The organism is Paenibacillus turicensis (genome assembly GCF_050461185.1).
GTDB classification, from domain to species: Bacteria; Bacillota; Bacilli; order Paenibacillales; family Paenibacillaceae; genus Fontibacillus; species Fontibacillus turicensis_A.
The window spans coordinates 93,217-112,140 of record NZ_JBCMOR010000015.1 but is presented as its reverse complement, the minus strand read 5'-3'; the positions used below and the strand labels follow the sequence as shown (position 1 = coordinate 112,140).

At 38.4% G+C, this 18,924-nt stretch carries 20 protein-coding genes; 8 read left to right on the top strand and 12 right to left on the bottom strand.

The window, feature by feature from the left end:
• Positions 1-18: 18 nt before the first annotated feature.
• Positions 19-615 carry an RNA 2'-phosphotransferase gene (locus ABE099_RS17985; protein ID WP_430032506.1) on the top strand — a complete coding sequence of 199 codons (597 nt, stop codon included), beginning with the start codon at positions 19-21 and terminating at the stop codon, positions 613-615.
• A gap of 27 nt (positions 616-642) precedes the next feature.
• On the opposite strand, the gene ABE099_RS17980 is transcribed toward ABE099_RS17985, so the two are convergent.
• Positions 643-1,104, bottom strand: a complete 462-nt coding sequence (locus tag ABE099_RS17980) for a MarR family winged helix-turn-helix transcriptional regulator (RefSeq protein ID WP_430032810.1) — start codon at positions 1,102-1,104, stop codon at positions 643-645.
• A 138-nt stretch (positions 1,105-1,242) separates the two neighbouring features.
• On the opposite strand from ABE099_RS17980, the gene ABE099_RS17975 reads away from it, so the two are divergent.
• Positions 1,243-1,830 (top strand): NAD(P)H-dependent oxidoreductase, encoded by a 588-nt coding sequence (locus ABE099_RS17975; protein WP_430032504.1) that lies wholly within the window; start codon positions 1,243-1,245, stop codon positions 1,828-1,830.
• A gap of 191 nt (positions 1,831-2,021) precedes the next feature.
• Here ABE099_RS17975 and ABE099_RS17970 read toward each other — a convergent pair whose 3' ends face one another.
• The 3 genes from ABE099_RS17970 to ABE099_RS17960 all read right to left on the bottom strand — a co-directional run bounded on the left by ABE099_RS17970 (position 2,022) and on the right by ABE099_RS17960 (position 3,251).
• Positions 2,022-2,378 (bottom strand): DUF3139 domain-containing protein, encoded by a 357-nt coding sequence (locus ABE099_RS17970; protein ID WP_430032502.1) that lies wholly within the window; start codon positions 2,376-2,378, stop codon positions 2,022-2,024.
• Entirely contained in the window at positions 2,371-2,943 is a 573-nt protein-coding gene (locus ABE099_RS17965) for a GNAT family N-acetyltransferase (RefSeq protein ID WP_430032500.1), read from the bottom strand. Before ABE099_RS17965 ends, ABE099_RS17970 begins: the two co-directional genes overlap by 8 nt.
• 221 nt (positions 2,944-3,164) lie before the next feature.
• Entirely contained in the window at positions 3,165-3,251 is an 87-nt protein-coding gene (locus ABE099_RS17960; RefSeq protein ID WP_430032808.1) for a putative holin-like toxin, read from the bottom strand.
• A gap of 423 nt (positions 3,252-3,674) precedes the next feature.
• Between ABE099_RS17960 and rlmN the strand changes: the two genes are divergently transcribed.
• From rlmN to ABE099_RS17940, 4 genes are all read left to right on the top strand, one after another.
• Complete coding sequence (gene rlmN / locus ABE099_RS17955) at positions 3,675-4,766, top strand: 23S rRNA (adenine(2503)-C(2))-methyltransferase RlmN (protein ID WP_430032498.1); 1,092 nt, start codon at positions 3,675-3,677, stop codon at positions 4,764-4,766.
• Positions 4,767-4,827: 61 nt separating this feature from the next.
• Positions 4,828-5,283, top strand: a complete 456-nt coding sequence (locus tag ABE099_RS17950; RefSeq protein WP_430032496.1) for a GNAT family N-acetyltransferase — start codon at positions 4,828-4,830, stop codon at positions 5,281-5,283.
• A gap of 164 nt (positions 5,284-5,447) precedes the next feature.
• Positions 5,448-6,263: a hypothetical protein gene (locus tag ABE099_RS17945; protein WP_430032494.1), complete on the top strand. Its 816-nt coding sequence runs from the start codon at positions 5,448-5,450 to the stop codon at positions 6,261-6,263.
• 51 nt (positions 6,264-6,314) lie between these two features.
• Positions 6,315-6,848 (top strand): hypothetical protein, encoded by a 534-nt coding sequence (locus ABE099_RS17940; RefSeq protein WP_430032492.1) that lies wholly within the window; start codon positions 6,315-6,317, stop codon positions 6,846-6,848.
• Positions 6,849-6,973: 125 nt separating this feature from the next.
• On the opposite strand, the gene ABE099_RS17935 is transcribed toward ABE099_RS17940, so the two are convergent.
• The 8 genes from ABE099_RS17935 to ABE099_RS17900 form a co-directional block, all read right to left on the bottom strand.
• On the bottom strand, positions 6,974-7,972 hold the full coding sequence (locus ABE099_RS17935) for a pectate lyase family protein (protein WP_430032806.1): 999 nt from the start codon (positions 7,970-7,972) through the stop codon (positions 6,974-6,976).
• Between the two features lie 243 nt (positions 7,973-8,215).
• Entirely contained in the window at positions 8,216-9,637 is a 1,422-nt protein-coding gene (locus ABE099_RS17930; protein WP_430032490.1) for a 6-phospho-beta-glucosidase, read from the bottom strand.
• Positions 9,638-9,690: 53 nt separating this feature from the next.
• Complete coding sequence (locus ABE099_RS17925; protein ID WP_430032488.1) at positions 9,691-9,996, bottom strand: PTS lactose/cellobiose transporter subunit IIA; 306 nt, start codon at positions 9,994-9,996, stop codon at positions 9,691-9,693.
• 19 nt (positions 9,997-10,015) lie between these two features.
• Positions 10,016-10,324: a PTS sugar transporter subunit IIB gene (locus ABE099_RS17920; protein WP_430032486.1), complete on the bottom strand. Its 309-nt coding sequence runs from the start codon at positions 10,322-10,324 to the stop codon at positions 10,016-10,018.
• A 59-nt stretch (positions 10,325-10,383) separates the two neighbouring features.
• Entirely contained in the window at positions 10,384-11,667 is a 1,284-nt protein-coding gene (locus tag ABE099_RS17915; protein ID WP_430032484.1) for a PTS sugar transporter subunit IIC, read from the bottom strand.
• A 504-nt stretch (positions 11,668-12,171) separates the two neighbouring features.
• On the bottom strand, positions 12,172-14,877 hold the full coding sequence (locus tag ABE099_RS17910; protein WP_430032482.1) for a PRD domain-containing protein: 2,706 nt from the start codon (positions 14,875-14,877) through the stop codon (positions 12,172-12,174).
• Positions 14,878-15,051: 174 nt separating this feature from the next.
• Positions 15,052-16,425: a sensor histidine kinase gene (locus ABE099_RS17905; RefSeq protein WP_430032480.1), complete on the bottom strand. Its 1,374-nt coding sequence runs from the start codon at positions 16,423-16,425 to the stop codon at positions 15,052-15,054.
• Positions 16,425-17,102, bottom strand: a complete 678-nt coding sequence (locus tag ABE099_RS17900; RefSeq protein ID WP_430032478.1) for a response regulator transcription factor — start codon at positions 17,100-17,102, stop codon at positions 16,425-16,427. Before ABE099_RS17900 ends, ABE099_RS17905 begins: the two co-directional genes overlap by 1 nt.
• Before the next feature lie 282 nt (positions 17,103-17,384).
• On the opposite strand from ABE099_RS17900, the gene ABE099_RS17895 reads away from it, so the two are divergent.
• Positions 17,385-18,206 carry a polyphosphate polymerase domain-containing protein gene (locus ABE099_RS17895; protein WP_430032476.1) on the top strand — a complete coding sequence of 274 codons (822 nt, stop codon included), beginning with the start codon at positions 17,385-17,387 and terminating at the stop codon, positions 18,204-18,206.
• Positions 18,199-18,879 (top strand): DUF4956 domain-containing protein, encoded by a 681-nt coding sequence (locus ABE099_RS17890; protein WP_430032474.1) that lies wholly within the window; start codon positions 18,199-18,201, stop codon positions 18,877-18,879. Before ABE099_RS17895 ends, ABE099_RS17890 begins: the two co-directional genes overlap by 8 nt.
• Positions 18,880-18,924: the final 45 nt, after the last annotated feature.

Here is an 18,924-nt window from a genome sequence, read left to right as displayed (position 1 = left end):
CGTTATAGGAGGTAAAACATGAATTATTATAATGATGGATCACAGGGGAATGAACCCCAACAAAGCAAGGAAGATGTAAAGCTAGGCCGCTTTCTAAGTCTAGTATTACGTCACAATCCTGCCGCAGCAAAAATTAAGCTAGATCAGCAGGGATATGCAGATGTAGAGCAACTGCTCTCAGGAGTAAATCGAGCCGGCTGGAAAATAGACAGAGATAGATTGGAGCGCATTGTAAGGGAAAACAACAAACAACGATATAGCTTTAATGAAGATGGGACAAAAATACGTGCCAATCAAGGCCATTCCTTAGCTGTAGACGTGGAGCTGGAGCAGCAGGTTCCTCCCATGGTGTTATATCATGGCACAGCATCCCATGCTGTAGATAGCATCAAAGCGAAGGGAATTGTAAAGGGAACGAGACAACATGTCCATTTAAGTGAAGATGTAGATACAGCGCATCGAGTTGGCAGTCGGCACGGGAAGCCTGCAATTTTAACGATTAATGCGTTAGCTATGCATGAGCAAGGTTTTGTATTTTACCGCTCAGCGAATGGTGTATGGTTGTGTGATCATGTCCCTTGGCAATATGTGACGTCTACAGCTTTCGGAAAGTAATAATTTGAAAAAAGCGAGCAGACGAAGTTACTTCACTTCCTGCTGTGCACCTATACTAAAAACCTTTTGTTGTAGTAAATCGACGGCAGCTTCAATCTGCTGTAGATCGGTTATAGGGATGTCCTTAATTAGCTCGTTAAATCTGGCTTCAACAATGGAAAAGGTATGCTTCATCATGGCTTCTCCTTCAGGGGAGAGGCTTATATATTGTTTGCGACGGTCATGGGGAGAGTCATGCTTTAGGCATAGCTGTTTCTCCATGAGTTTTTTTATTTCTCGACTTGTATTGGGCATTGATATATGTTGACACTCACTAATTTGACTTAGTGTAAGGGGCTTGCTCACAGCAAGTTGCTCCAAAATGCGGTATTGCACAGGAGTAACGTCGTCTGCCTTTACATTTTTACTTAGATTTTGTGTAGTTTTAATCACATCAGATGTAAACAGTAGTAACTTTTGAAATAATACACTTTTGTCCAAAATATTCACCTCTTTCAAGTACGATAACAAATTAATTATCATAATACAATTGTCATAAAACAATTATCATTTGACATATAAATAATGACATGATAGGATTTTGTTATCAAAAGATAACTGTTTTTATAATTTTAGAAGAGGTGGAGCATGAACACATTAATTATATATACACATCCTAATCACGAGAGCCTAAATTACGCTTTTTTGCAGAAAGTACTAGAAGGTTATAAGCAAAATCCACAGGTAAAGGAAACTCAGGTGTTAGATTTATATGAAGAGGGCTTCGATCCTGTCCTTGTGCACAATAAGGAATTACGTAGACGCGATATGCATCTTGTACCCGAGCTAGCAAAATATAGAGAACAGCTGCTGTGGGCGGATCAAATTGTGTTTATTTATCCGATCTGGTGGGGGAGACCGCCTGCGATGCTGATCGGTTATATTGACCGTATGTTTGGTTCTAACTTTGCTTATCGAGATAAAGGGGGTTGGTTCCCAGAGGGATTGCTGAAGGGCAAATCAGTAGTTTGTGTATCAACCATGAAGGGACCTACGCACTACCCACTACTTCTGCTTAACAATGCTCATAAAAAATTAATGAAAACAGCGTTGTTTAACTTTGTAGGAATTAAGAAGGTGAAGTTTTTTGAGTTTGGTAATATGGAAAGTCCAAAAGGGAAGCAGGCGCAGAAGCTGGAGAAGGTGCAACGGTATTTTGCAGGGGTGAAGGGATAAAGGACACAGTCGTTGTTTTAGCAAGCTGACCTGTCAACTTTGAACATTAAACTATCTAATACAAAGGATGTCTTTGCACAGAAATACATCTTCAATTTATAGGGTTTGATCGTTTATTTTGGATATTTTTCTGGGCAAAGACAATTGTTTATTTTAACTAGTACTACGAGTTATTTATTTTAGCACTTGTTCTACTCAAGATGTTTAAAGTTTTTGTTATCCTTATCTCTCGTACTCTCACTCGTTGGTGCTACACCACCAGGAAGGACCTTTTGATTTCGGTAGGAATAATAATAATTTACGTCAGGTTCATCTTTGTATATAACCTTAATATTATATTGATCATATCCTAATAACTTATTTACCCAATGAAAATTTACGCTAAGGGAATAATCATTCTGACTGTATCCATGTTCCTGCAGATGCTTAACAACCACTTCTTCAATTTGATCTTTTTGAATCCATGGGTTAACCACGAAAATATATGTGGGAATGGCAATAACAATTATAATCAGTATAACAATAGTATATTTTCTCAATTTACTCATGGAATCCCCCCGACCATTCCTCACGCAACAATCCCATACGGATTGAATCATAATACACGCCTTTATAATAACGGCATTTTCGCATACGACCTTCCATCTGCATCCCTAGCTTTTCCGCACAGTGGATCATTCTTGGGTTGCCTGACCAAGTTGTTAGACCAACACGAGCGATGTCTAGGTTTTCAAATAAGTAACTAATCCATAGCTTTAAGGCTTCTGTTCCATATCCGCCATTCCAATATTGAGAATCATAAATATCAATCCCCATTTCAAGCCAATGTGTCGATTTTTCCTCCCAATAAAAAGACACCTCACCAATCACCTTGTTATCAGCTTCAATAACGAGAACCTGAGCTACGTCCTGGGCGCTCTTAATAGTAATATGTTTTTGCATTTTTTCGGCAAATTGGGTCTCTGTAATAATTTCTAATGGAAAATAAGGAGCATCAAATTGGCGCCATTCGGGATGTGTAGTCCCATAGATGTAACTGTAAAGCTGAGGGAGGTCAGAGGCTACAGGAGGTCGTAGCTTTACTTTTTCACCTATTAAAATAAGATCGGGCATGGATTTCGCCTGCTTTCTATTTTCTTTCACTGTAATAATTTATGAGCTATTCGTTTTTAGTTAATATGGTAGTTGCACGTATATTTCAAAAGAAATATAATAAAGATAGAAATAAGGGGCCGTGCGCTAACACGACACCCTTGCACAATAGCCGCTTTTAAGGGCGGGGCTATAAAGGTTAAATCTAATAAAAAATAGACCATTACCTTGTCAGGGGCGGTCTATTTTTTATTATTATGGAAAGAAAGTATAAGTACAACTAGTGTCGCAAATGAAATCATTAGCGTCAAAGCTTGGTATACTTCCATGGCATCGTCCCCCTTTCCTGGAGGATTTAGCCGACCGCCCTTGCAAGCCTATTCTATTGTGTAAGGATAATTATACCATACTGTGTATTCATTTTATCCATATTCGCATCTGACTTTAGTTAGGGTATACTTAAAATATTAGATTTTTATGAAAAGGGAAATTAAATAATTAATGCTTGATAGCTAGCGAAGTTGGCTACAGTGCAGAGAGTTCTTTCGATCGTTGTTAAACCTATATTCCTTTTTTAATTAAAAATAGTTGTGGGAATCAAGTTTTAAATACGAACGTGTCCACTTCTCCAGAATCTCTCTGCCCCTCCGCTAATTCTGTTAGACGTACAAGTACTAATTATTAGAGCAATCACCCTTTTTATAAGCTGAGTGAAGCTAGAAGTTAGAAGTTAGGAATAAAGGAGACCAACCATGAACAAGCAATCCATCTATGGATTAACATTAGAGCAAATGACGGATTGGACGTTGAAGCAAGACTTTAAGCCATCTCGTGCAAATACATTATGGACACAATTATATCGTGATCGTGTGCATCAATTTAGTGATATGGAGCAAGACAGCAAAGCTGCGATAGCTTATGTTTCTTTGTTACAGGAGCAGTTTCAGATGACGACTCTAGAAGAGCATGTTAAACAGGAGTCCGCGGATGGTACGGTTAAGTTTTTATTCCGTTTACATGATGGGCACTTAATTGAGACTGTGCTTATGCGTCAAAAATATGGGTTATCTGTCTGCGTCACTACACAAGTGGGCTGTAACATCGGCTGTAGCTTTTGTGCGAGTGGGTTGTTAAGCAAAATCCGTAATTTAACGAGTGGTGAAATTGTAGAGCAAGTTATTCGTGTGCAACAGTTTTTGGATGACCGTGGTCAAGGTGAAAAGGTGACGCATCTTGTAGTGATGGGCATCGGTGAGCCATTTGATAACTATGACCATCTTATTAATTTCCTGAATATTATTATAGATCATAAAGGGCTTGCGATTGGTTCACGTCGGATTACGGTTTCTACGAGTGGACTCGCACCTAAAATTAAGGCATTTGCCGATGAAAATTTAAGGGTCAATTTAGCGATTTCATTACATGCGCCTAACAATGAGCTTCGCACCTCAATTATGAAAATTAATGCTGCGTTTCCACTGGAAAAGCTAATGGAGGCAGTGGATTATTTCTGTGAGGTTACGAATCAGCGAGTTGCTTTTGAATATATTTTGCTACAAGGAGTAAATGATCAGCCTGAGCATGCGAAGGAGCTAGCAGAGCTGATGATGAGTCGTAAGGATGTTTCTAGCGTTAACCTGATACCGTACAACCCAGTAGACGAACATATTCAATATGGACGTAGTCTTAAAAATGATGTGCTTGGATTTTATGATATTTTGAAAAAGCATGGCATTAACTGCACGATCCGTCAGGAGCATGGAACAGATATCGATGCCGCTTGTGGTCAGCTTCGTAGTAAGCAGATGAAGCGGGAGGGTAAGGCTCAGGAAAAAATCGTGTAGTCTACGAAGAAGTAGGAGGATATGAGAAGTAAAGAATGTGAGGGAGGCAGGCAACGAAGATATGAAGGCAAACTATTTCGTAGAGCAAGCAACGATTCATGATGTTCCTCAACTCGCAATTCTATTTGATCAATATCGTGTATTTTACGGACAAGCCTCAGATGTGGAAGGGGCAAAGCAATTTTTGCTGGATCGCTTCAATCATGCCGAGTCTGTCATTTTAGTTGCTAAAGACAATGCGAACATTGTGGGCTTTACGCAGCTTTACCCCACCTTTTCCTCTATTTCTATGCAGCGTTCGTGGATTTTAAATGATCTGTATGTAGCTGAGGAACACAGAAAGCAAGGAATTGCAGAGCAGTTGTTAGAGCAAGCTAAACGTTTTGCGATGATAACAAATGCTAAAGGCATTGCGTTGTCCACAGCACCAACTAATAAGCAGGCGCAGGCTCTTTATGAGAAGTTGGGTTATGTAAGAGATGATGAGTTTTATAATTATTTCTTAGGGCTAGTTTAATGAGCAATAAAAATATTTTTTTGATGAGTGTACTCTCAGATATTTAAATAATTTATATCCTCAGACACTTTAAAAATCGCTGAGGGTATTTTTTTGTAACTTACTTTTAAATGTGAGACAGAGACTATTGCAACTAGAGATATAATGAAAATGAGGTGCTGATAATGAAGGTATATAAATATAAGACACATCCTAAATCAATGTTATTGAATTTTGCAGATGTTAATAATTTAGATGAGTATCTTTGTATTGATTTTGATGGAAGCTCTTTTAAGTCGGCATGGTCTCCACCTAAACTAAAAACACAATATAAACGTCAATATAAAGATTTCCCCAATTTTCTCTCCGCTAAACCAGTTATTTCTGCCCGAGTAAAGGGAATTATCGAACCATATGTAAGCAAAGAAGTAGAAATTTTATCTCTCCTACACGACCAACTGGAATTATACATGCTTAATGTAACTAATTTGCTGGATTGTATCGATTGGCAACGATCCATTAAATCAGACCAATCTGGTTCAATTATTCGATTTGATAAACAAGTATTTGACTTTAGTAAAATACCAAGTGATACATATATGTTCAAAATTAAAGAAGATGCTATTATCGAGACTTATTTTACTGATAATTTCAAAAATTTAATAGAAAAGCACAAGATTAAAGGATTAGACTATTCAATCGAATTTGACTCCGAGTTTACTTTGGAGAAGGAGCAAGAGCTACAGCGAAAATATGAAGCTACGCTACGTGCTATTGAGGAGTATGATGGAGAGGTATTTTCTTTTGAAGAAGGAAGAAAACGATTGGAGCAATGCAAGGCGTTTGCAAGTGGGACTTGGAAGATGCAGCTTACGAATAAAGGAGATTTTGTATTAGGACAACTACAGCAAGATTTAAGTTATAGTTGGTTAAGTCCAATCTATATCCCCCCTGTTTTATTAGGACACATGTGGCATGAAGTAGAGCGTTCAGAGATCTAGCTATAAATATTATGATGAAGAAATCTATAATGCCCGAATAGGAGGGGGACGATGAAACGGAAAAAATTCCTCAAATCATTGTTAGTTCTACTTGGTTTAATCATGATTGCAGTTGCAATTTTCTTGTTTAATTATGATTTTCCTAAAAGGATTGATGTTGAGCGTACAGCTGTTGTTTTTAAGCTTACTGATCCTGACTCAGCTAAAAAAACATCTATTAAAATTGCTGAAACGTTGTATAAACCTCTGTTTAAGCAACATAAATTTATTGGTAACTTTATAATAGATGACTATGATTTCACTAAAGAGCAAGAGTTTACTTTTTATATTACGGATAGAAAAAAAGAAATAAATATGAGTGCTCTATTTTATCTAGAAGCTTCCCCGCCCCATGATATTGAAAATAATAGTCTAATCTGGTTTGATGATCAATTCGAGAACATTAATATTTGGCCGTCTAAGGACTGGATAGAGCAGGACTCAACTTATATTGCTACAGGTAACAGCTACGAACAAGCAATAGAAGTACAGAATATGATGAGAGATAAATTTGGTGAATCGTTTGTCCCTCATGCTGTAAAATAAACTGATTGGATCTCGTTATGATTATTCCGGCAATCATTTATACCACAGCAATAATAATGTTTTCCATTTAAATAGCCCATGCATGAATAGATCTATTCCCATGCATGGGCTATTATAATCTCTTTTTATTTACCAAAAACAAGAGTGGTATTGGATGAACCAGCATATTTAACGACGAATTCCTTGATATATTCAGGAGTTCTTACCTCATAGGAGTAATTATTTTTTGGATTCCAATTTGTAGACGGTGATTTTTTATTTTTAATTACTGGGAAGCTGCCTACATCCTTGAAGAAGCCAGTACCTTTATCATCAAGTATACCGCCTTTTTCACTTCCAGCACCAAAATAATTGTTTTCTGAATAGATTTTCGCTTGTGTTGCAATTGTAAATCCTAAGTTGAAGTTATTAATATAATTGTTTTTAATGTGGAAATAACCATATCTCATTAACCCAGGAGCACGAGTATAAACATTTTCAAAATAATTGTTAGCCAGTGTAATATGTGGGAGTCCATTGTATTGTTGTTGTGAGTCATCAGGGTATCCAAGAATAAGTCCGTAACGATGATTCATAAATCTAGAGTTACTTATGGTGATGTAATCAGCACTTTGTCCAATGTACAATAGTTTGTCCAAATCGCTTCCATTAGGATTATAACTATGTCCTGCAAAGGTAACGTGGTCAATCCAATAGTTAGAGCCAGAAGTGAGATATAGCTGTATATCATCGTTTGCATTCATATTTGGGCTATGCTCAAACGTTAAGTTTTGGAAAATAACATTTTTTGAGGCGCCCGTTGTTCTGAGGTTAATGTTTTTCAAAGTATGATTGGCATAAGAGCCCACAAGGGTTTTATTTGCTCCGATGTTTATTTTTACTAGAGAATTAGAGCTAATGTTTTTTTCAATGACTAAAATTTTTGGTGTAGAATCTGGTAGATGCTGCTTTAATTGATCTAGTGTTGAAATATAAATGATAGTACCATTTTTCCCTCCTGTTACGGCGCCCTTGGAAACTCCAAATTCATTTTTGGCATTTCCGGCAAACCCAGTAAGTCCTGTTGATAATGTGTTTGGAAAATTAGCTGCTCCTTGTGTAGATGAGGTAGATAAGATAAACATGATCAATACGATGGTTAGTGATATCAATTTGGTTGGATGGACCTTTCTCAAAATAATCACTTCCTTCATTATTTTTAATCTCTTTTAATAGTAGTCAACTCATAAAAGTTAAAATTAATTTTTACTATATTATACATTAAAAACGCTTTATTTCAATATAATTCCATAAATAGATTATAAAAAAACCTATGCAGGTTGTTTATAATTCTGCATAGATTCATTTAGCATTTCTTATACTTACACTTACTCTAACTCCGCACCATTGCTAGCGATTACATTTTTGTACCAATAGAAGCTTTTTTTGCGTGTCCGTTCAAGACTACCGTTACCGTCGTTATCCTTATCAACATAGATAAAGCCGTAACGTTTTTTCATTTCCCCTGTACCTGCACTAATGAGATCGATACAACCCCAAGGAGTATAACCGATCAGGTCAACCCCATCAATCGATATAGCTTTCTCCATCTGTTCAATGTGTTGCTTTAAGTATGAAATTCGGTAATCATCCTGAATAGAGCCATCTTCTTCAACCGTATCTACAGCACCAAGTCCATTTTCCACGATAAATAAAGGAAGTTGATAACGATCGTATAAATTTTGCAAGGCAATACGTAGACCTGTTGGATCCACTTGCCAACCCCATTCGGACGCTTTAAGGTAAGGATTAGACCCACCACTGAGCATGTTTCCGCCTGCAGCTTTAATCTTTTCTTGGTCTGAAGTAGCCACAAGTGACATGTAATAGCTAAAGCCAATATAGTCTACCGTACCTTGCGCTAAAATCTCTTCATCTCCAGCTTCTATCACGATGTTAATGCCGTTTTTCTGAAAGTAACGTTTCATATAGCCAGGATAATATCCTCTGACATGCACGTCGGAGAAGAAGTAGCTTTTTTTCATCGCATCATGGGCTGCGACCACATCCTCAGGGTTACATGTATCTGCATACGTAAGCGGGTAAAGGAGCATACAGCCGATTTTAAAGTCAGGATTAATCTCATGCCCTAGCTTAACGGCTTTTGCACTTGCTAGCAATTGATGATGAGCAGCTTGGAACACGACTTGCTCTTTTACTTCACCTTCTCGTAGCTTAATGCCTGCCGAAATATAGGGTTGATAAGCGACTACATTGATTTCGTTAAATGTCATCCAATATTTCACTTTATCCTTATAACGGGTAAAAATTATATTGCAGTAGCGCGTGTAATAATCGATTAAAGCACGATTTCTCCATGAGCCATATTCAGTAACGAGGTGATAAGGCATCTCATAATGCGAGATCGTTACGATCGGCTCAATATTATATTTTAAAAGCTCATCAAAGACATCATCATAAAACTGTAAGCCAGCCTCATTAGGCTCTGTTTCATCTCCCTTAGGAAAAATACGTGTCCACGCGATAGACAAACGGAAGCACTTAAACCCCATCTCTGCAAATAACTTAATATCTTCCTTATATCGATGGTAAAAATCGATGGCTTCATGGGAAGGGTAGTGTTTTCCTTCGATAATCCCATCTGTATACTCGCGTGCTTTCATTAATGCTCCCGCAGTAGCCACATCAGCCGTGCTGATTCCTTTGCCATTTAAATTCCACGCACCTTCTGCTTGATTGGCTGCGATTGCGCCACCCCACAAAAAACCATCTGGAAATTGTGTTGTCATTATGTTTCTCCTTATCTACTAGAGCCTAGCATTTCAGCACTGATTTTTATCATTTATTTATTTTTATATAAATCGATAAGTTCTTTTGCCATGATTTCGAGGACTTCCGCACTCATCATTTGATCCTCTGCATGCATAAGTAGTAGAGTAACATCTGTTTTTTCTCCAGAGGCTTCTTTTTTAATGAGTGATTTATGCTTGCTATGTCCTTCGCGGAAGTTGCTTTTCCCTTCATCCATAAGTTCTGCTGCTTTATCAAAATTTCCGGTTTTTGCTTCCTGAATGGCTTCTACATAACAAGAGCGAGCCATCCCAACGGAGGAAATAATTCCGAAACATACGATTTCTAGTTCTTCCATGATTGTGTACTACACCCCTTTATGCTAAGCCTAATGTTTCTAATGCTTTATTTAACACCTTTTCTCCATTCATTGTACCGTAATCAAGTACGTCAATGACTTGTACAGGGATGTCAGCTCCAACTTCTTTGGTTACATCCTTTAGAGCATAACGAATTTGTGGACCTAGTAACACGATTTGAGCTTCACTTTTATGAGCAGGCAATTCTGATTGTGCAATCGCCCAGATTTTTGCTTCTACCCCTTTAGCTGTTGCTGCGGCTTGCATTTTTTTAACTAACATACTTGTAGACATTCCTGCGGAACAACATAATAAAATATTAACCATGATCAATCTCTCCTTCTCTTTGTATAGGATAATTTATAAAATAGTAGTCTTTGCATAGATTAAGCGGTAACAGCTTCGCCTTGTTCTTCTCTTAATGCCATTTTATCGGCATATCTGAAGAAAGGATAATATAGGACTGCGGTAGCAATGATAGCGACAATTGCTCCTAGTGCTGCAAATACACCAGTTTGAATTAAGGCAGTAATCGGTGCTGGCATAATCCAAGGCATCTTGATGAGCGGATTTAATGTATTAAATGCGCCTAGTTTAACGAGTAACATCCCAATACTACCAGTAAGTACAGAAGATAGAGTCATTGGAATCATAAAGATTGGATTAAAGATAATTGGTGCACCAAAAATAATAGGCTCGTTAATGTTAAAAATGTTAGGAATCAAAGTTAGCTTACCTAGTGATTTGAAGCGTTTAGATTTAGAGAAGAAGGTCATATCGAAGGCAAGCCCTAAAGTACATCCAGTACCCCCTAACATGACATACACACTTACGACAGCAAACATTAAATAAGGTAATGGTTCACCTGCTTGGAAAGCTTCAATGTTACCCGTCATTGCAGTAATAAACACCGGAACATATGGACTTAATATTGGGCTTGGATGAACACCAAAACACCAGAAAAGGTTACCAATTGAATAAATAATAATGAGTGAGATTGGTGATGATCCAAAGTTCATTACTGGTTTTGCGACAAGTGTATTAATACAATCAAAAATATTTCCGTAAGAGGTCATGCCAAATGCAATTCTTACAAAGAAGATAACGATAAAAACAATCATAGCAATAAAGGTTGGGCTAAGTGCTTTGGAAATCATATCTGGCACACTGTCTGGGAATTTAATTACAAATCCCTTTTTCTCTAAAAAGCAATACAGCACTGCGATAAGAATACCCGTTAGCATAGCGACAAATATACCCGAGCTACCTAAATAAGAAGATTGTAATACTTTGATTACTTTACCATCTGGAAGCGCATACGTCTGAGGCATCAGAATAATAAACGATCCAAGGGAAAGAACGCCTGATGTCATTGCATTGAAGCCTTTAAGCTTGGCATAGTTATAACCAATAATAAATGCTAGAAACAACGCTAAAATCTGGGTTGTCCCACTGATCACAGCATCTGCATGTGCATTAATTCCATTGGCAGCTAGCCAACTCGTCCAGGCAGGGATAGGGAAGTTTGCAATAATAGCGATAATACTTGTGCCCAAAGTAAGGGGCATCGTTGCCATCATCGATGCAGTGAGTGTCATGATTACTTTATTTGAGCTGATTTTTGCGGTGGCAGGTACTACCTTTTGCTCAATGGTGTCTTTCCAAGACATGATTTAGCCTCCTGTTAGTTACTTTCTTTTTAAGTATAAAATTTATACACTTTATACTCATTTATCAAGATAATAAATAATTATGTATGAGTCAATGTGATTATATTCCTTTCATAATTACCTAAACAATCATGATATACACATTAACTGAAGTGTATCACCCTTAGCTATGTCATTAAGTTGACTTTCTTATATAGTGTTTAACAATTAGTAGCTTCAACTTGTCCAAAGTAAATGTAGATTATACTTTTCTTACACTAAAGGGTGGTGTTTTATACACAAAATTTTTTTCAAAATTTTTAAAATGAAAAATGAAAATGGGCATGAAAGTGTAAAGTGGATATTACTGGAGGAAGACTCATTGTATAATGAGTCTTCCTATTAGGTAGATGAAAGAAAGAAGTAGGGAACGAGAGGGTGTCGTAGAGGTAAAAACGGAATGCAAGAACAACAGTGGAGACTAAGAACAGGGGTGGAGCAGATTAGTTAGGTTGGGTTGGTATGTTAGATGGTTCTGCTATTAGCAGAGCTATTTATAATAGAAATAATATTAGCAAGTTCATTATCATCAAAAATGATGTTAAACTCCTGCTCTAACGGTGCAAAGTTTCGCTTTAACTCTTGATACATTTGTGGGTGGCTATCCATCAGCTCTTGCTTATTCCGATTGATAGGCATCTCGCCACCTTCAAGCATGTGTTCAATACAGCAGGCGATATGCACCATGAGGGCTAATTCCTGCTCCTTCAGAAGATAACGCCCTGACGCTTGTGCAAACTGCTTAAGAGCAGCTGGGAGTAAATGACGAAGCTTATCTACGTTAACAATCGCTAACTCTTCACTCAAATGATCAAAGATGACTTCAAAATCATCATCTCCTTTTTGAAGCAGCATGGAGGAAGGGAGCGCCGCTTGAAGCAAAGCTTGTAGCTCTTTTAACTCATTTTGGAAAATATCCGTAATCGAAATGAAGTGTATACCGATTAGCTGTGGGTCTACACTGCCAACAGCACAGATGATATGGTGTTTTTCCTTCAGTTTGTTCACTTCTTCCAATAAGAGCTGAGAATCTGACATCGATAATGAGATGATTTCTACCCCGTTAAGCTCCAAGTTCTTTTCGATATAACGCTTAATTTGTACAGCACCCCCCTCACCACTCATACAAAGGGTCAAAATAACGTTGTTACTATTTGATCGTTGATAGCTATCATTTCTGCGCTCGATAATCTCACGAAAGCTTTCGTTTACCTCGTTATACACTTCGTCCAGAGACCTGCCAATCATCACCTTACGATTACAATCCAGTCCAAGTAATGTAATGGGAACCTCCAATGACCGGATTTCAATGCCTGTCTCCGCAGAGATCATTTCGCACATCGTTCTAAATGAACCCATGTCATATAAGACAAATACGCCTTTACCTTGGTGGATTTTGAGAATCAATGATTTTAATTCCTCATAGGCGATCTTTGTACTTTTGTCTAAAGGCATGTCATAGGAATACGCGGAATATCCACTTAATGAATTGACTACTTCGACGATAGATCTTGCTGCATGATCGCCGTGTAGCGCTATGAGCAAGACTGGGCGTTGCTTGTTATCAAAATCAGCACTACCTTTTGTCAAAAATAATGTTAAAAAGATAACCTCATCAATCGGTAGCTTTACTTGAAATTGTGCTTCAAGTTGGCTTACGAATTTAAGACAATGTCCATATTCGGCTTCATTGTTTTTAATGATATCCATAATTTGCTCGTTACCTAAGCGTTGTGATTTGTTTCGTGCTGGATTGCTAAGTGTTGAGTTTAGGTGTAGACATAATCCGTAAAAGACAGACACAGGATATACCTTATTAAACTGACCCGTAGCCGCCTCTAAAAAGTCACTTACCATTGAAATTATAGTTTTGTCCACGATTTGAGATAACTGCTCCTTATCAACAATTTGCTCGCTCAGCTTACGGCTGTACTGCTTAAATTCATTTTCAATATCGATGCTTAAAATAAAGTTGATATCCTGCTCCTGAATTCCTCTTGCGCTTAGCTCGGTTGCTTTTTCATCGATCCAGCTATACATGCTTTTTCTACCGTCCGCTTGCCCTTCCTTGGATGAAATGAGGGTCGCCTTTTCCTTCGTAAAGGCATAGCTGTGATGATCAGAGATCAGTTCCTTAATTTCAGTCTTGTGTGCTTTAAAATTAAGGAAGCCAGTGCGCACATGGTAAGGGAAATCAGACATGAGGATTACGATATCCTGCTTGTCTGTATGATACTCTCTCACATAGGCATTCGCACACCCTAATTGAATATCTCTTTGTAGTTGCTTTACATTGCTGTCACAAGGATAGAGTAGCAGACCGATGAACACCTCTCGGTTGATATTAATCGTTTTGTTGCTTGTGCCTGCTTCAATCGTAAGAAAGTGCTGAATGAGGGAGAACCGCTCAGGAAATGTGCGCTCCTGTAAGGACGGAATTGGAATTTTAATAAAAAAGTATTTGCTATAGTTTGCAATTAAACTTCGGTTTACCGTATCATTCATCGCACAAATAATAATGACATTTAACTCTTTTTTAATTCCGTTATACTCTAGAATATTGCTTTCAACGATGCGTAGCAGTGTATTACGCGCAGTAGCTGGCAGTAGCTCAACATTATCGATAAATAACACACCACCTTCCGCAGTGGCTAGATTATTGGCACCCTCTGCACCAAATAGCTCATTTTCCATCTGTTGTGTATTATCACTATAATTGAGGCAATTAAAACGAATGTAGGGTGCGGTTTCTTTGATAATTCTATTCTCCTTGGCGAATTCATACATTAAGCTAGCAAAATAGCTTTTCCCTGAGCCTGGAGGGCCCATAACTAGAGAGTGCAGGCTTCGTCTTGGATATAAAATTGCTGCCTTGGCAAGCTGGATCGCATTTTTTAAACTCCCATCATGACCAATAAGCTGGTTGAAGCAGGACGCTTCTCCTCTAGATGCTAATGCCTCACTTTTTACTCGATATAAAACGGGACGGCCATTTATTTTTTCGATTAGGCCTTCCGCTGTTAGTTCATTTAAAATACTGCTGACATTCGTTCTTTGCATGGCTAAGCGATCCGATACGTATTGTGTTGTGACACCTGCTTCTTGCTCGGCAGTGATGGAGCTAGTACATGTATGAATAAACTCATAAACGATTGTTTTTTTCGATTTCATTAGAACCTCCGAGATGTACATTTGTACACAATATACTGAAACGGTTGTAAATGTATTTTATTTTATTATACAGTATATCGGGTTTATTATACAAAATTCATCACTACTGCTGATAGATATGAGACTAGTGCAGATACGGATACAACAAAATAGGATTATGAATGAAACTTGCCCCTAAGATAACCGCACATAAAATGAAGCGCCTTCACCAACTATACTTTTGGCGTAAATTTCTCCTTTATGTTGCTCCACGATAGAACGTGCAATTGCTAGGCCGAGACCATGCCCACCATTTTTACGCGCTCTCGAGGAATCTGTACGATAAAATCGATCAAAAACACGATCCATATGTTCCGGTGCAATGCCTTCCCCTGTATTGGAGACGGTCAGCATTACATCATGGTTTAGCTTGCGAAGCGTAACGGTCACAGCCCCGTTCGTTCCAGAGTATTTTACGGCATTATCGAGTAGGATTAGAATAACCTGTTTAATCTGCTCACGGTTTCCATGAATGTTCAGATTAGGTTCAATGTTGTAATCGAGAGTAATATTTTTCTCGAAAATAACAGCTTCCATTGGCAAAATAATGCTTTCTACCGCGTCACTCATATTAAATTTGGTGTAGATTGGCTTGTTATGGGAGTCATCCATCTGAGTCAAATACAGTAAATCATTGGTCAGCCCAGACATGCGCTCGGTTTCAGATTTGATATAATGCAGCCATTTGGCCTGATTTTCAATGGTATCCTCCTGATTTGCCAGTAACACATCCGCATTGGTATTAATGATGGCTAGGGGAGTTTTCAGCTCATGAGACGCATCGGCAATAAACTGCTTCTGCTTCTCAAACGCTTCTCGAACAGGCGCAATTGAGCGATTGGCAAAATAACGACTTAAGAAATAGATCACTATAAGCATCATGAGTCCAACGACCGCAAAAGTATATATCAAATTTGTCAAAATACCCTGCTGTGCTGTTACATCCATAAATACAATCATGAGTCCCTTACCACCTGGATCAATGACATAAGCCCAGTCTGTGCCATCCAAAGTAAACTGATCCCTCTTCCGCACCCCTTCAGTAATATTGCTACGATCTACTTTTTGAAGTGCTTCCTTATAAAAGGTATTTTCCATATCAAACCGCGAATGCGTATCCGTTATGTTCCCTTGATCATCTGTTTGAATCATAAAAGAAACAGAACGGGCTTGTGGCGCTTTAACATCTCCTCCTGGTCCTCGATTGCCTAAGTCTGTACCGCCCATTCCACTGCTCCCACCCCTACCAGTCGGAGAAGATTTAGTTGTAGATCGAGAGTCCGTTTTTGATCCTGTCTCAGCGCCTTGCCCATCTTCGCGTTGTATTTTGGAGCCGTTAGAGTTGTAAGGACCATGATAAAAATCAGATGCTTTATAAAGCTCCATATTCGTTTCACGTTGCACATTCTGGTATGTGATGGTGTAAATCGTTATAAAGGCAACCATCATCATGAATGAGATAGATACTAAGTTAACAATCAGGAATCGATTGCGAAGTTTCTTAAACATCACTCCATCACCTCAAGGACATATCCCACGCCCCGAATCGTACTGATACGAACAGATGAATTCAGGAAGGTTAGTTTTTTGCGCAAAAAGGAAATATAGACCTCGACGTTGTTATACTCCACTTCTGAGTCGAATCCCCACAATTTTTCAATAATCTGCTCTTTAGAAGTGATCGCCTGTTTACGGGTAATCAGTAGCTCCAGTAGCTCGTTCTCCTTTAGATTTAGCTTGATCTCCTTATCCTGCACACTTAGTTTTAACTGGGTTGTATTTAGTTCAATATCCCCATACTTCAAACTATCCTCTGGGATTACCTCTCCTTTACGTCTCAAGGCTGCCCGAATGCGGGCAAGCAGTTCTTCTGTAGCAAATGGCTTTGCAATATAATCATCGGCTCCGTAATCCAGACCGGATACCTTGTCAGATAAATCCCCTTTGGCTGTAAGTAGAATTACAGGTGTATGGTTTCCTTCACTGCGCAATGTCTTTAGCACTTTAATTCCATCCATCTCAGGCATCATAATATCCAACAATAACAGATCGTAGATTCCACTCCGCGCATAATCCAGACCTGATCTTCCATCGTGGACGATGTCTACAGAATAGTTGTTTTTTTTCAAAATCTGCGATACCGCTTCGGCTAAATGAACCTCATCTTCTGCAATTAATATTCTCATGATCTAATCATTCCTCTGCTTGAGTTATTCATTTGATTAAAACTGCACGCTTTGTTACATTCCTTTGGTTTAGACGTTTTTATTGTACCAATTAAACCTTGAATCAACCTTAATATTGTAGAAAAAAGAACTATGAGGACTTATTAGATGAAGGTTAAGAAGTGTTAACGTTATGTAAAACTATTTAAGATTCATTCAAGGTTGCTCCTCTAAGATACAGACATGGAAAAAATACACGATGAATTAAAACATACAAATTTTACTCGAAAGGACTGAACCATCTTGGCCATTGAAGTATTTAACCGATATGAGAGCAAGTACCTACTAACTGATGAGCAATACGCCTACTTCTATAATGACCTACTAAAATACATGGAGCTTGATGCGTACAACCAAAAACATGAGTATTACTCTATTAGTAACCTTTATTTTGATACACCACATGATTCACTAATTCGAGCTAGTCTCTCCAAACCAAAATACAGAGAGAAGCTGAGATTACGATCCTACGGCATACCTGAAGAGAAGGCCAAAGTGTATCTGGAGATTAAAAAGAAAGTATTTGGTCTGGTTAATAAACGCAGGACAGCCTTAAAGCTGGAGGAAGCCTATGAATTTGTTTCTTCTGGGCAGGCCCCGAAACTAGCAGATTATATGAACAAACAGGTGCTGGAGGAGATTAAATATTTCCTTCGTATATATGATTTAGAACCGAAGGTGTACTTAGCCTATGAACGTAAGGCGTTGTTTGATAAGGACAACCGTGATCTCCGCATTACTTTTGATACCAACATCCGTAGTCGCAGATACGATCTGAAGCTAGAACAAGGAGATTATGGTGAACCCTTGGTGAAGGATGGTCGCTGGCTCATGGAAGTGAAGGCTGAGAAAACCGTCCCTATCTGGCTATCACAACTGCTTAGTAAACACGGACTTTATCGAACGGGCTTCTCTAAATACGGGAATGAATTCAGATGTATGGTCAAAAGAAATAATGTTAATTACCAGACAACAGGAACACAGTTGGAGTCAGGGGCAGATTCCAAACGAGTGCAGGAACAAGAAAAAACGATTCAAGAAAGAGAGCGTGTAATTTATGCTTGATTCAATATTTAGCTCCGTCCTAGACGGAACCGCATTAAATTTTAGTAGTACGGTTATTACTATCGGCATTGCCATTTTGCTTGGACTTGTTATTAGCTTCACCTATATGAGAACCAATCAGACCACATATTCACAAAGCTTCACTTTAACGATGGTTGTATTGCCTGTCATTGTTGCCATCATCATTTTACTTATCGGTAGCAATATTGCCCGAGCATTCAGCTTGGCAGGAGCTTTCTCTATCATCCGTTTTCGCAGTGCACCTGGTGATCCGAAGGATATTGCTTACGTATTGTTCACGATGGCATCTGGCTTAGCATGTGGTGTAGGAGCCTTCGGTTACTCGATTTTGTTTACTTTCATCCTGTGTGTGCTGATGTTTGTATTACACCATTTTAATTTTGGTGGGAAAAAGAGTTTGCAAAAGACACTGAAGGTTACGATTCCTGAAAATTTGAGTTATGAAGAAGCACTAAACGAAGTATTCCATAATTTTAACGTACCGTTTGAGCTGAAAAAAATTAGAACCACTGAGCTTGGGAGTCTGTATGAACTCGTTTATATTGTGACGGTTCATGAGAGCGTGAATCAGAAACAATTCCTAGATGCGATTCGCACCCGCAATGGTAACCTCGATATCTCGTTAACGATGAGCCCAACGCCAGAATATTAAGTCCCACAGCTTACTTTGAAATTAATTGTTTGATTGTTCGATCAA

Coding starts and splice junctions, on each gene's coding strand:
- ABE099_RS17985 (WP_430032506.1), top strand. CDS start 19: ATGAATTATTATAATGATGGATCACAGGGGAATGAACCCCAACAAAGC.
- ABE099_RS17975 (WP_430032504.1), top strand. CDS start 1,243: ATGAACACATTAATTATATATACACATCCTAATCACGAGAGCCTAAAT.
- ABE099_RS17970 (WP_430032502.1), bottom strand. CDS start 2,378: ATGAGTAAATTGAGAAAATATACTATTGTTATACTGATTATAATTGTT.
- ABE099_RS17965 (WP_430032500.1), bottom strand. CDS start 2,943: ATGCCCGATCTTATTTTAATAGGTGAAAAAGTAAAGCTACGACCTCCT.
- ABE099_RS17960 (WP_430032808.1), bottom strand. CDS start 3,251: ATGGAAGTATACCAAGCTTTGACGCTAATGATTTCATTTGCGACACTA.
- rlmN (WP_430032498.1), top strand. CDS start 3,675: ATGAACAAGCAATCCATCTATGGATTAACATTAGAGCAAATGACGGAT.
- ABE099_RS17950 (WP_430032496.1), top strand. CDS start 4,828: ATGAAGGCAAACTATTTCGTAGAGCAAGCAACGATTCATGATGTTCCT.
- ABE099_RS17945 (WP_430032494.1), top strand. CDS start 5,448: ATGAAGGTATATAAATATAAGACACATCCTAAATCAATGTTATTGAAT.
- ABE099_RS17940 (WP_430032492.1), top strand. CDS start 6,315: ATGAAACGGAAAAAATTCCTCAAATCATTGTTAGTTCTACTTGGTTTA.
- ABE099_RS17935 (WP_430032806.1), bottom strand. CDS start 7,972: ATGTTTATCTTATCTACCTCATCTACACAAGGAGCAGCTAATTTTCCA.
- ABE099_RS17930 (WP_430032490.1), bottom strand. CDS start 9,637: ATGACAACACAATTTCCAGATGGTTTTTTGTGGGGTGGCGCAATCGCA.
- ABE099_RS17925 (WP_430032488.1), bottom strand. CDS start 9,996: ATGGAAGAACTAGAAATCGTATGTTTCGGAATTATTTCCTCCGTTGGG.
- ABE099_RS17920 (WP_430032486.1), bottom strand. CDS start 10,324: ATGGTTAATATTTTATTATGTTGTTCCGCAGGAATGTCTACAAGTATG.
- ABE099_RS17915 (WP_430032484.1), bottom strand. CDS start 11,667: ATGTCTTGGAAAGACACCATTGAGCAAAAGGTAGTACCTGCCACCGCA.
- ABE099_RS17910 (WP_430032482.1), bottom strand. CDS start 14,877: ATGAAATCGAAAAAAACAATCGTTTATGAGTTTATTCATACATGTACT.
- ABE099_RS17905 (WP_430032480.1), bottom strand. CDS start 16,425: ATGTTTAAGAAACTTCGCAATCGATTCCTGATTGTTAACTTAGTATCT.
- ABE099_RS17900 (WP_430032478.1), bottom strand. CDS start 17,102: ATGAGAATATTAATTGCAGAAGATGAGGTTCATTTAGCCGAAGCGGTA.
- ABE099_RS17890 (WP_430032474.1), top strand. CDS start 18,199: ATGCTTGATTCAATATTTAGCTCCGTCCTAGACGGAACCGCATTAAAT.